This is a genomic window from Thermoflexus sp., assembly GCF_042408815.1.
Lineage (GTDB): Bacteria > Chloroflexota > Anaerolineae > Thermoflexales > Thermoflexaceae > Thermoflexus.
This window is the reverse complement of record NZ_JBHOQR010000032.1, coordinates 1-11,900: the sequence shown is the minus strand read 5'-3', so window position 1 is coordinate 11,900 and position 11,900 is coordinate 1. Positions and strand designations below refer to the sequence as shown.

9 protein-coding genes and 1 pseudogene are annotated in these 11,900 nt (G+C 61.8%); 3 read left to right on the top strand and 7 right to left on the bottom strand.

Annotated features, from left to right (window positions below; translation table 11 throughout):
* Positions 1–66: 66 nt before the first annotated feature.
* The 7 genes from ACFMO3_RS10870 to ACFMO3_RS10840 form a co-directional block, all read right to left on the bottom strand.
* Positions 67–780 (bottom strand): ABC transporter ATP-binding protein, encoded by a 714-nt coding sequence (locus tag ACFMO3_RS10870; protein WP_376790428.1) that lies wholly within the window; start codon positions 778–780, stop codon positions 67–69.
* A 178-nt stretch (positions 781–958) separates the two neighbouring features.
* Positions 959–1,744 carry an ABC transporter ATP-binding protein gene (locus ACFMO3_RS10865; RefSeq protein WP_376790427.1) on the bottom strand — a complete coding sequence of 262 codons (786 nt, stop codon included), beginning with the start codon at positions 1,742–1,744 and terminating at the stop codon, positions 959–961.
* A gap of 41 nt (positions 1,745–1,785) precedes the next feature.
* Positions 1,786–3,210, bottom strand: a complete 1,425-nt coding sequence (locus ACFMO3_RS10860) for a branched-chain amino acid ABC transporter permease (RefSeq protein WP_376790426.1) — start codon at positions 3,208–3,210, stop codon at positions 1,786–1,788.
* Positions 3,211–3,263: 53 nt separating this feature from the next.
* Complete coding sequence (locus tag ACFMO3_RS10855) at positions 3,264–4,262, bottom strand: branched-chain amino acid ABC transporter permease (protein WP_376790475.1); 999 nt, start codon at positions 4,260–4,262, stop codon at positions 3,264–3,266.
* A 243-nt stretch (positions 4,263–4,505) separates the two neighbouring features.
* Positions 4,506–5,801, bottom strand: coding sequence for a branched-chain amino acid ABC transporter substrate-binding protein (locus ACFMO3_RS10850; RefSeq protein WP_376790425.1), 1,296 nt, complete (start codon positions 5,799–5,801; stop codon positions 4,506–4,508).
* 300 nt (positions 5,802–6,101) lie between these two features.
* Positions 6,102–6,632 (bottom strand): DnaJ family domain-containing protein, encoded by a 531-nt coding sequence (locus ACFMO3_RS10845; RefSeq protein ID WP_376790424.1) that lies wholly within the window; start codon positions 6,630–6,632, stop codon positions 6,102–6,104.
* Between the two features lie 18 nt (positions 6,633–6,650).
* On the bottom strand, positions 6,651–7,673 hold the full coding sequence (locus ACFMO3_RS10840; RefSeq protein ID WP_376790423.1) for an NAD(P)/FAD-dependent oxidoreductase: 1,023 nt from the start codon (positions 7,671–7,673) through the stop codon (positions 6,651–6,653).
* Positions 7,674–7,940: 267 nt separating this feature from the next.
* Here ACFMO3_RS10840 and ACFMO3_RS10835 point away from each other — a divergent pair, with 267 nt between their 5' ends.
* The 3 genes and pseudogenes from ACFMO3_RS10835 to ACFMO3_RS10825 form a co-directional block, all read left to right on the top strand.
* Positions 7,941–10,082, top strand: coding sequence for a GAF domain-containing protein (locus ACFMO3_RS10835; protein WP_376790422.1), 2,142 nt, complete (start codon positions 7,941–7,943; stop codon positions 10,080–10,082).
* A gap of 72 nt (positions 10,083–10,154) precedes the next feature.
* Positions 10,155–11,300, top strand: coding sequence for a response regulator (locus ACFMO3_RS10830; RefSeq protein WP_376790421.1), 1,146 nt, complete (start codon positions 10,155–10,157; stop codon positions 11,298–11,300).
* Between the two features lie 54 nt (positions 11,301–11,354).
* Positions 11,355–11,900: pseudogene (locus ACFMO3_RS10825) on the top strand (hypothetical protein); the annotation flags it as partial.

Below are 11,900 nucleotides of genomic sequence, written 5' to 3'. Positions count from 1 at the left end.
AACTTGCGCCGTCGGGCTCCACTTCAGGAAAGCGGTGGCCCCAGGAGGAGGACCGCCGCGGAATCCTTAATGCATTCCGAGATATGCCGCCTGGACCTGAGGATTGTTCGCCAGCTCCTGGGCCGTTCCCTCCAGGACGATGCGACCCGTCTCCAGCACGTAGCCCCGGTGAGCCACCTGGAGGGCCATATGGGCGTTCTGCTCGACCAGGAGGATGGTGGTGCCATGCTGGTTCAGCTGTCGGATGACCTCGAAGATACTCTCCACGAGAATGGGGGCCAAGCCCATGGAAGGCTCATCCATCAAGAGAATGCGTGGCTGCATCATCAGGGCCCGGGCAATGGCAAGCATCTGCTGCTCGCCCCCGGATAGGGTCCCCCCTTTCTGATGAAGGCGCTCCTTCAAGCGCGGGAAAATGGTGAACACAAATTCCATCCGCCTCGCCACCTCACGCCGATCCTTGACCGTATAAGCTCCCATCTCCAGGTTCTCCCAGACCGTCAGCTGAGGGAAAACCCGCCGCCCTTCCGGGACATGCCCCACACCTCGGGCCACGACTTCATGAGGGGGCAGATGGGTGATGTCTTCCCCGTTCAGCACCACGCGACCATAACGGGCGCGGACCAACCCGGAGATCGTGCGGAGAGTGGTGCTCTTGCCCGCACCGTTGGCGCCGATTAGGGTAACGATCTCCCCTCGCTCCACCTTGAACGAAATCCCTTTCAGCGCATGAATATGTCCATAATACGTATGGACATCGATGAGCTCCAGAAGCGCCATTTCGCCCATTCCCGCATCTAAGATTGGGGTAGTCTCCTGGAGGTGGTCTCGATTCGAGCCGATCTCCGGGGAGCAGGCTACTTGGGCGGCCTGCACCCCGCCGAATCGCTATCCGAAGCCATCTCCTAACCGGAAGGAGGAACCACTGGGTTCTGGGAAACAGAAGTTCAAGAAATCCTCATGCCATCGCTCCGATCGCAACCCCTCGGCCCAGATACGCCTCGATGACCCGCGGGTTCCGTCGAACCTCCTCCGGGCTTCCCTCTGCGATCTTCTCCCCATAATCCAGCACGGTGACCCGCTCGGAGATCCCCATCACGACGCGCATCTGATGTTCGATCAGGATCACCGTGATGCCCAGCTCATCCCGCAGACGTCGGATCAGCCGGGTGGTCTCGGCGGTCTCCTGAGGATTCATACCGGCCGTAGGCTCATCCAGAAGGATAAGCTTCGGGCGGGCCGCAAGGGCCCGGGCCAGCTCCACCTTGCGCTGCTCACCGTAAGGCAGGTTCTTGGCCAGCTCATCCGGCGAGGCCCGCAGCCCCACGAACCGGATCAGCCGCAGCGCTTCCTCCCGCCGCTCTCGTTCCTCCTCTCGAAAGCGAGGGGTTTGAAGCAGGATATCCACCGGGTTCGCACGAAATCGGGTATGCATGCCCACCAGGATGTTTTCCATCACCGTCATATTCCCAAACAGACGAATGTTCTGAAAGGTTCGGGAGATGCCTCGAGCCGTGATTTGATCCGGCCGCAGCCCAACCAGGGAGCGCCCCTCGAACAGGATATCTCCCTCATCCGGTTGATAGATCCCAGTGATGAGATTGAAGAGCGTGGTCTTCCCTGCCCCGTTAGGCCCGATAATGCTTACAATACGGCCCGGTTCCAGGTTGAAATCCACCCGGTTCACCGCGACCAATCCCCCAAAGCGCTTGGTGACCTTCTTTAATTCAAGCAAGTCAGACATTCCCGCGCCTCCTGGCGCTGTGATCGAGCATTCCCATTCCTCTAATCCCTGGTCGGCTGGATCTCAGGGGCGGAGATCACCGGTGGAAGCTCTTCCTCCGCCGGCAGCCGCTCTAGCTCCGCAGGCTCTTCCCGACCCATGGCCTCAGCCAGCTCCATGCGATGGCGCCGCTCTGGGATGAGACCCTGGGGTCGCAAAATCATCATCAGGATCAAGAGGATCCCAAAGACCAGCCGCTCGTATTTAGCGGGTTCCAACTGGGTTGGCCATTGGCTCAGCGGGAAGTTAATGATCGGAATCACCACCCCGGCCTGGCGTAACTTGTTCAGCATAAGCGACAGGCCCTTCAGGATCTGGAGATTCAGGATGGTCACCACCGTGGCTCCCACAATGGCGCCGGGGATGCTTCCCATACCTCCCACGATCACCATCACCAAGACCCCGATCGATTCCATAAAGGTGAAACTCTCGGGGTTGATAAAATATTGCTTCGCGGCGAAGATCATGCCCATCGCCCCGGCGAAAGAAGCCCCGGTGGCGAAGGCCGCCAGCTTCATCCGCACTAGGGGGATCCCCATGGCCTGGGCCGCCAGCTCATCTTCCCGGATGGCCGTCCATGCCCGTCCCACCCACGAGTTTTCCAGGCGCCGGGTCAGCCAAATGGCAAAGCCGATCACCAAAAGAACAAGGAAATAGAAATATAGCGCATAAAGCGTGGGATCATCCAGACGGATCCCCAGCGCATGCAGCCATGGCTTGAAGAACAGCGGAGGACGCTGAACCGGGCGGATCCCTTGCGGGCCATTCGTCAGGTTGATCGGCTTGTCCAGGTTGTTAACAATCACCCGGATCACTTCACCAAAGGCCAGGGTGACTATTGCCAGATAATCTCCCCGCAATCGCAACACCGGAAGCCCCAGCAGGATCCCGGTAAGCGCCGCCACCCCAACCGCCAGGAACAAGAACACAAAGAACCACTCCGGCTCCAACGGGAAGCGATTCGTCCCAAAGGCGATGTTCGCCTGGGGGGAACCGAAGATCGCCCAAAGATACGCGCCGACGGCGTAGAAAGCCACATATCCCAGATCCAGGAGCCCGGCGAAACCTACCACAATGTTCAAGCCCAATGCCATCGCCGCGAAGATCCCTACCTGAGTGGCCACCTCCAACAGGAATGTGTTCCGGATCCCCAGAAGGGGAAGGAAGACCAACAGGATGGCCAGACCCAGGATGGCTTTCACCACCCCGGCCAGGGGGGCGTAATAAATTACCAGCAGGGAGCCCAGGAATGCCGCGAAAGCCAGAGCGGAGACCAGAGGATACCAGACCGCATCCCGCAGCCCCGGCTGGCTTAGCCCGTTCATGAGGAGAAGAGCAACCCCAATGTAACCCAGCACGCCCACCAGATAGATCGAGCGCCCGTTCCGGATCTGAGTAATCCACTCCATGGTCTTGGCACGGAGCATCCCGCACCTCTTCGTCCCAGAAATGCAATCAGGGCAGGCTTACACGATCGGATTCATGCCCTCTGGCCCACCTGCTCGCCAAGCAGGCCGGTCGGGCGGAACATCAAAATGAGGATGAGGATCAGGAACGCGAAGATATCCTTATACTCTGTCCCGAAAGCCCCACCGGTGAACTGGGAAAGATACGCTCCCGCGAAACCCTCCAGGACCCCCAGGACGATCCCGCCCAGCATGGCCCCGGTGATGTTGCCAATGCCGCCTAACACCGCCGCCGTGAAAGCTTTAATCCCGGGGATGAACCCCACATATGGATCGATTCGGCCGACCCGGATTCCAAACAGCACACCGGTGGCTCCCCCTAGAGCTCCGCCGATGAGGAAGGTCAGCATAATGATCCGATCCACATCGACGCCCATCAGGGCCGCTGTCGGCCGGTCCTGGGCCACCGCCCGAATGGCCCGACCCATCCGAGTGGCGTTCACCACAAAGTTCAGCCCCGTCAGCATCAACAGAGATGCGATAATAATGAAAACTACCTTCGCCTGGATCTGCATCTGGATCGACTGGTCGGCGATCTGAAAAGAAGCAATGGGGATCTGCTGATTCAGAACGGGGAAAGAAGGATAATTTCGATAGAACGCGTTGTTCAGCAATCCTTCAATTGCTCGAACGGCATCCTGAAGGAAGAACGAAACCCCGATGGCTGAGATCAGTGGCACCAGGCGAGGGGCACCCCGCAACGGCCGGTAGGCGACCCGTTCGATCAGCACCGCCAGCAGCCCGCTACCGGCCATCCCGGCCGCCACCGCTAACAGGATCCCGACCATGATCAGCATCAGTGGCGCCGTGGATGGAATCGCCAGCGCGAGCATCAACTCCACACCGATGAAGGCTCCGACCATAAAGATCTCGCTATGAGCGAAGTTGATGAACTGCAGCACCCCATAGACCATGGTGTAACCCAGGGCGATCATCGCATAGAGGAAGCCGATCACCAGACCATCGATGGCCACCTGGGGCAGCGTGCGAACCACGAACTGGAGGAGGGTCATCCCCCCGGCCACGGGGCGGTTGAAGAGAACAGCCAGGAATAGAATGATTGAACCGATGACGATGAGGCTGATCGTGACGAAGACGAAAAGCTGGATCAGCGGGACCACCAGCGCCTGATATAGGAGGGATTCGGAGAGTTTGCTTCGCATTTCTCCCGACTCGCCATCAGAATTTCTTGCGGTCCCCATAAACAATCGGGTGGGGAGGCCAGGAGGTCCTCCCCACCCGGCTGGATCCCCCGCTTACTTCACACCGCACTTCGCCCGCAGCTCCGGTGTGAAGGGCGGCGGCGCCAGCTCCAGGGTCTTCACCAGCTGGTTCTTGCCCCAATCCTCCGGCTTCCCGGAGATCACTTTGATCACGAAATACTTGGCCTTCACCGGGTCGCCCCGCTCATCGAATGTGATCACGCCCGTGATCCCCTGGAAGTCCTTGGTGGCCCGCACCTTCTGCGCCACCGCCTTCCGGCTGGGCTTCTGACCTCCCGCCTCCCGGATGGCTGCCTCAATGGCCTTCAACACAATGGCAGTGGCATCGTAGGCCTGGGCCGAGAACGGCTCAGGGTCCTTTCCGAACTTGGCCTTGTAATCCTGAATAAACTTCTTGGCTCCCTCATAGACCGTCGGCGGCGCGGCCACGGTCGTGTAATACATGCCCACCACGGCATCCCCGGCGATCTTCGCCAGCTCCGAGGAGTCCATCCCGTCCGGCCCCACGAAGATCGCCTTCACTCCCTTCTCCCGGGCCTGCTTGAAAAAGACGCCCGCCTGATCGTAGATACCGCCGAAGTAAATCAGCTCAGGGTTCGCCGCCTGGATCGCCGTGATCAGCGGGTCGAAGTTGGCCTTCTCCTCCGTTCCCTCAAAGCCCAGGACTTTGCCGCCGAGCTCCTCAAAGCGCTTCTTGAAGAACTCCGCCACGCCCTGGCCATAGGTCGTCTTGTCGTGGATCACGAAGGCGGTCTTAACCTTGAGCTCGTTGAAAGCGAACTCCGCGCCCACTGCCCCCTGCACATCATCACGGCCACAGACCCGATTCACCACCAGATAGCCTCGGTCCGTGATGCAGGGGTTCGTGTTCGCAGGCGAGACCATCACCAGGTCGTAATCCTTGTAGGTCTCCGAGGAGGGGATGGCCACGCCGGAGTTGAGATGGCCGATCACCGCCAGGATATCGGGATCGTTGACCAGCTGCTTGGCATTGGCGACCCCCACATCCGGCTTGGCTTGATCATCGAAGGGCACCAGCTCCACCTTAAAACCGAGGGCCTCAATGGGGCCTTTCAGTTGCTCGATCGCCAGCTGGGCGCCGTTCTTAATACCTTCCCCCAGGGCCGCCTGACCGCCAGAGAGCGGGCTCTGGGTGGCGATCTTAATGGTGCCCTTCACCGCCGGCGTGGGAGACGCCGCCGGAGCAGCCGGCGTGGGAGACGCCGGAGCAGCCGGCGCCACGGTGGGAGTCGGAGTAGCCGGCATGGCACAGGCGGCCAGCAGCAGGCTCAACACCGTTAGACCTAGCAGGATCCTGGGAAACCTCATGACCTCCTCCTTTTAGCAGGATAGTGGATCGATGGAGCGGGGTATCTGCAAGGAATAACCCTCTGAGGGCAACATCCGCCCTCGACGGATCCCTTCAGTCCCAGAGTCAGGCCTCAACGATTCGCTTCCGCCCCATATCCCTCCTTTCCCAAACAAAGGCTTGCTTTAAATTTTAGGGAACGCCCAGACATCTGTCAAGGCCCGATTCAGCCTGGCAATCCTCCAATTCCACAAAAAACAGATCTTCCTGTACCGCTTCTATTCTCCCGTTGTTTGATGGTTCTCAGAAATCAGCACATCCTATCCGTTCGTGGGATCTCCCTGCCTCAGGCGTGTGATATCTGCTTCGGGCACACCTAGTGCTTGGAGTTCCTCCCAGAGATCGAACTTGAACCGCTGGAGCCAGTAGATGGGCACCTTCAGGTTAAAGAGAAAGACCTGTTCGTTGAGCTCGGCGATCCGACGGGCGAAGGCCCGCAGGGCTCGATCCCACTCCGCCTCCACCCATGCCCGCTCCGCCCGGCTTCGAGGATCGGTTTTCCCTTCCAGAGCTCGCAACGCTTCCTCCCGCCACTGCATCGTCCGTCGCAAATCCTGGCGGGCGAGCTCAATCCCGCGTCGGATCGCCAGATCTGCCTCAATCCACTCGGGGCGGGCGTCGTTCTGGCGGAGGATATGATAGGCAATGGCCAGGCCTGGCTCCAGGTAGGGATTCTCCTCCACCGGCAGCGGCTTCCCTTTGCCCGAAAGATGGTCGAACACCCCCTGGCGCATCGCCTCCAGGATCTTCTGCTCCAGCCATTCGCCCCAATAGACCATCTCAGGCCTCACCTGCGCTGGCGCTTCCTTTCACCGGAGCCGCATCTCGCTGGAATGTCCAGGGAAGACCTTCGCTTGCGGGTTGATATAGGTGGCTGCATAGTTCACCGCGGTTGCCGCCTGAGCGAAGCCGATCACAATAAGGTTTAGCGGCTCTACGCCTTCCGGCGCGGTGATGTCTCCGGCTGCGTAGACCCCTGGCAAATTGGTTTCCATCCGCGCGTTCACTTTGATATACCGGTTGCCTACCGTCTCCAGGCCCCAGCTCTTGATCGGCCCCAAATCCGCCTTGAACCCCAGGCTCATGATGATCGCATCCACCGGGATGACGGTCTCCTCCCCCGTCTGATTGTTGAAGATCACCGCCTCGCGAACGGATCCATCCGGACCAGGGTGGATTGCCTTTAATTCATGGAAAAGGCGGATATCGACGTTCGACCGCATCAGCTCGGCGACGCTACCCGGATGAGCGCGGAACTGGTCGCGGCGGTGGATCAATGTGATATGCGCAGCGAAATCCCGGAGGTTCAACGCCCAGTCCACTGCCGTATCGCCTCCGCCCACGATGAGCAACCGCTTGTTGTGGAAGGGCCGCCGCTCGGTTACCACATAATAAAGCCCCCGCCCTTCATACTGGTCGATCTCCGGCTTCCCCATGCGGTTCGGTTGAAAGGCCCCGATGCCCGCTGCGATCAGGACAGCCCGCGATGAATAAACCGACTTATCGGTCTCCACCACCCACAGCGCATCTTCCCGTCGCAATGAGAGGGCACGCTCTCCCAGGCAGAAGATCGGATTGAAGGTGGAAGCCTGCTCGACCAGAAGGCGCACGAGGTCTTTCGCCATGATCTTGGGATGCCCCGGGACATCGTAGATGAACTTCTCCGGGTAAAGGACAGCCAGCTGCCCTCCAGGTTGGGGGAGCGCATCGATGATCCGGACGCTGAGCCCGCGCAGGCCAGCGTAAAAGGCGCCAAACAAACCGGTAGGCCCTGCTCCAACGATCGTCAGATCCACAGGTTCGGCATTCCCAAGGCTGGAGGTGGCAGCCATCCGCTCCTCCTTGCAAAGAGAATTCCCCAGGCGGTTGGTATTATAAAGCCTTGTGATGTTTATGGAACAACCCTCGGCCTGTAGTCAGAGAAAGAAAATCCGAAGATCCGATATTCCGCGAGGTCATGGGAGCCCCCACCCCCTTGCCGTCGCCCTTCGAGAGGCTACAACGACTGAACGGAGAACCGAGAGGGGCGGCTACCGAGCTCGCCAGCTCCGCATATAATTGTTTATTTAAAAAGGCGATTGACCCGCTGAGGACCGGTTATGATGGCAGCAGAGATCGAAGGGCTCCTCCAGCGCCTCCAAACCATGGGGGAGCGGCTGGCAAGCCTCCCTCCCGAGACTCCCATCTCCGAGTGTCTGCGACGCATCGGGGAAGAGGCGCTCCGGTTGCTGGCTCTCGAAGAAGCGGCCACCGCCATCCTTTTCTCCTATAATCCAGAACAGCGCGGCTTGGATCCGTCCTCCCGGATCGCCGTGGGGGAGATCGAAGGATGGACAGCCCCGGACTGGCCTCGACCGGATGGGATGGCCGCTCGAGCCTTGGCCCGAGGTCGGCGGATCCTCTCCTGGGAAGAACCCGACATGCCGATCCATCCGGCTAAGCAGGCGGCAGGGGCCCGGATGGTCGGATGTTGGCCGCTGCTTGCCGCTGGGGAACCGGTCGGGGTGCTCTATCTCTCCTTCCAGCAGGAGCGATCCTTCACGGCCCTTGAACTGGAGGCCATGGAGCTCTTCACGCGCGTGGCCGCTCTGCTGCTCCGGCGCGCCCAGGTGATGGAGCGGCTTCAGCAGAACCTCCATCGGGCGACCCGGGAGCTGGATGAGCTGCGTCGAATGGACCATCTTTTGAGCGCCCGGGCCGATCCCCAGGAGATCCTGGAAGCAATCCTGCGGATCGCCCTGGAGCTGACCGGAGCCCGCTTCGGCACGCTCCGGCTGGTGGATCGACAGCGCCAGCGCCTGGTGCTGGGGGCGCTGATCGGCCGCCCCCTCCTCCCGAACATCGCTCCGGAGCTGGAGCTGGACGAGACCAGCATTGTGGGATGGGTGGCGGTGCACCGCCGCTCGTTGCGCATCGATGATCTCCATGCCTCCCCCTGGGCTTCGATCTATCGACCATGGCTGGCTGGCTATGAGATCCGATCGGAGCTCGCCGTGCCATTGATCGGCGCCGGCGGCGAGGTGGAAGGCGTGCTGAATCTGGAGAGCCCGGAGCCCGGCGCCTTCACGGAAGGGGACCAGCGGTTGCTGGAGATGCTGGCTGCCCGCGCGATGATCGCGCTCCAGGAAATGCGCTTGCTGCGGGGCATGCAGGAGATCACCGGCCAGCTCCTCCACGGCGGCCGGGAGGCGCTCTTCGCCCGAGCGGTCGCGCTGGCCTGCGAGCTGATCCAGGCCTCTGATGGGGCAATCTGGCTGATCCCGCCCGCCGGGCCCCCGCAGCTGGCCTTCGCCACTCACCCCGCGATGGCCGGAACCGCCGGGCTGGTGGAAGCGGTGAGCCGATCCCGCCGGCCTCTCTCCTTCGAGTCAGGCGGATGGGCCCTGGCGGTCCCCATGCTGCAACCGGATGGAACCGTCTGCGGCGTCTTCGTTGTTCATTCCTCCCAACCCCGTGCTTTCACGGAGCGGGATCAGCGCTTGTTGATCATCCTGGCCAACCATGCCGCCCTGGCCGTGCAGCTGACGGAGCACGTCCAGGCCCTCCAGGCAGCCCGCGAACGCCAGGCAATCACCGAGGCCTTCGCTGCGGTGGGCGATATCGCGGCCAACCTGCTTCACCGCCTGACCAACCACATCGGCCTGATCCCAGTCCGCCTGGAAGGACTCCAGGAGAAGCGACCAGATCTTTTCCAGGACCCTTATCTGGCTTCGGTGTTCCAGGAGATCGAGAGCCGGGCCCGGGCCGCCTTGGACGCCGTCCGGGAGGCGATGGTGTACCTGCGGCCCATGGCGCCCCGCCCGATCTCCCTTCTCTCCTGCCTGGAGATGGCGCTGCGGGACCTCCGGATTCCGCCTGGCATTCGCCTGGAGATCGTGGGCATGGAGGATCTACCCCCGGTGATGGCAGGGGAGCCGCAACTGGCCCTGGTGTTCTTTAACCTCCTGGAGAATGCGGTGGAGGCGCTGGGGGAAAACGGGTGGATCCGGGTGGAGGGCGTCGCCCGTCCCGATGCGGTGCACTTCACCGTGCGGGACAACGGGCCGGGGATCCCCCCGGAGCTTCAGGAGCGGATCTTCGAACTGGATTTCTCCACCAAGCGATCGCCCAAGAAGCTGGGCTTCGGTTTATGGTGGGTGAAGATGCTGATCCAGCGGTTCGGCGGCGAGATCCGCGTGGAGAGCATTCTCGGACAGGGCACTGCCTTCCACGTGCGATTGCCCCGTGCTCCGGATCGCTGAGGATCGTCCAAGTATGTCTGGCCTTCGCCGGGAAGTCGGAACAGCTCCTAACTCCGTGAGGAAGGGGTCAAAATGGGTGTGTCCTTCCCAGCGGATTTTCCGATCGGGAAACGGGTGCTGATCGTGGAAGACGACGCGGCCTGGCGGAAGCTCCTCGCTGAGGTGTTCGAGGATCTGGGCCTCACTGTGGATTGCGTTGCGGATGCGGGGAGCGCTATCGCGATGCTGCGTGAACGAACATATGCCCTGGCGGTCGTAGATGTCTCTCTGGATCCCGAGGATCATCGCCACCGGGGCGGCTTTCAGGTGCTGGATGCGCTGGCGAACCATGAGCCGCCGATCCCCGCCATCGCACTAACGGGCTACGCGACGGTAGAAATGGCGGTGGAGGCCCTGACCCGCCATCGGGCTGCGGATTTCCTGCGGAAGGAAACGTTCCAGCGCCGGGCCTTTGTGGAGGTCGTCGCCCGCCTGCTCCAGCAGGAGCGGGCCTGGACCGGCCGCGCCCTGTCGACTCCTCCTCCCTGCCGTCCGCAAGCCTCCCCGACAGGCCCCCGGGTGCTGGTGGTAGAGGATGACCCGGGCTGGCAGGATCTCTATCAAGAGCTCCTCGCCGAGCTGGGTCTCTCATGCGAGACGGCTCCTTCTTATGCGGAGGCGCTGGCTTGGCTCGAGCGGGAGAGCTTTGCGATGCTGATCGTCGATCTGCAATTGGCCAGCTCCATGAACCCCTTCGGGAATCGAGACGGCCTCCGGCTGCTGCAGGTCGCCCGGCGGCGTGGGCTTCCGACGATTGCGGTGAGCGCCACGGCCTCCGCGGAGGAAGTGGAAATGGCTTATCAGAACCTGAAGGTTTTTGCCTTCTTTGATAAGGCGGCATTCAACCGGCGGACCTTTCTTCAGTTCGTCCAGCAGGCCATGAGCAGCCGGCCGACCCCCCCGACGCCCCGTCCGGCAAGGAGCCTCTCACCGGAAGACCAGGCCGCCCTGGCCTCCCTGACACCCAGGGAACGGGAGGTGCTGCGCTGGATGGCCCACGGACTGACTAACCGGGAGATCGCGGAGCGACTGGTGGTCTCGCCGAATACCGTGAAGAAACAGGTCGATAGCATCCTGAGCAAGCTGGGCGTCCACACCCGTGCCGCCGCGGTGCGCAAGGCCATCCTGGGCGGGTTGCTGGAAGATCCCATAGACGACCCTCGTGCCTCGCTTCCATGATCGAATCCGCCGGAGATATGATAAAATCCTCTCAGAACCCATTGAGGGATCTGAATGGCGTTCACGGTTGCCGATTTCCATGACCTGGTGCGGCTGCTGGAACAGCATGAGGAGTGGCGGAAGGAGCTACGCCGCCTGCTCCTGACGGATGAGTTATTGAATCTTCCTGATACAGTCCAGGAGCTCCGGAAGGAGGTCAACCGTCGCTTCGCCGAGCTGGCCCGGTCGATCCGCGACCTGAGCAAGACATTCACTGCTCATCGTCAGGAGTTCCTGGCCCACCAGGCACAGACCGAGCGCCGCTTCGCCGAGCTCGCCGAAGCCCAACGCCGCACCGAGGAATCCCTGGCCGCCCACCGCGCCGAAACCGACCGCCGCTTCGCCGAGCTCGCCGAAGCCCAGCGCCGCACCGAGGAATCCCTGGCCGCCCACCGCGCCGAAACCGAGCGCCGCTTCGCCGAGCTCGCCGAAGCCCAACGCCGCACCGAAGAATCCCTGGCCGCCCACCGCGCCGAAACCGACCGCCGCTTCGCCGAGCTCGCCGAAGCCCAACGCCGCACCGAAGAATCCCTGGCCGCCCACCGCGCCGAAACCGACCGC

Excerpts from the sequence above, each read along its gene's own strand:
- ACFMO3_RS10850 (WP_376790425.1), bottom strand. The coding sequence starts at position 5,801 with ATGAGGTTTCCCAGGATCCTGCTAGGTCTAACGGTGTTGAGCCTGCTG.
- ACFMO3_RS10830 (WP_376790421.1), top strand. The coding sequence starts at position 10,155 with ATGGGTGTGTCCTTCCCAGCGGATTTTCCGATCGGGAAACGGGTGCTG.
- ACFMO3_RS10855 (WP_376790475.1), bottom strand. The coding sequence starts at position 4,262 with ATGACCCTCCTCCAGTTCGTGGTTCGCACGCTGCCCCAGGTGGCCATC.
- ACFMO3_RS10865 (WP_376790427.1), bottom strand. The coding sequence starts at position 1,744 with ATGTCTGACTTGCTTGAATTAAAGAAGGTCACCAAGCGCTTTGGGGGA.
- ACFMO3_RS10870 (WP_376790428.1), bottom strand. The coding sequence starts at position 780 with ATGGCGCTTCTGGAGCTCATCGATGTCCATACGTATTATGGACATATT.
- ACFMO3_RS10840 (WP_376790423.1), bottom strand. The coding sequence starts at position 7,673 with ATGGCTGCCACCTCCAGCCTTGGGAATGCCGAACCTGTGGATCTGACG.
- ACFMO3_RS10835 (WP_376790422.1), top strand. The coding sequence starts at position 7,941 with ATGATGGCAGCAGAGATCGAAGGGCTCCTCCAGCGCCTCCAAACCATG.
- ACFMO3_RS10860 (WP_376790426.1), bottom strand. The coding sequence starts at position 3,210 with ATGCTCCGTGCCAAGACCATGGAGTGGATTACTCAGATCCGGAACGGG.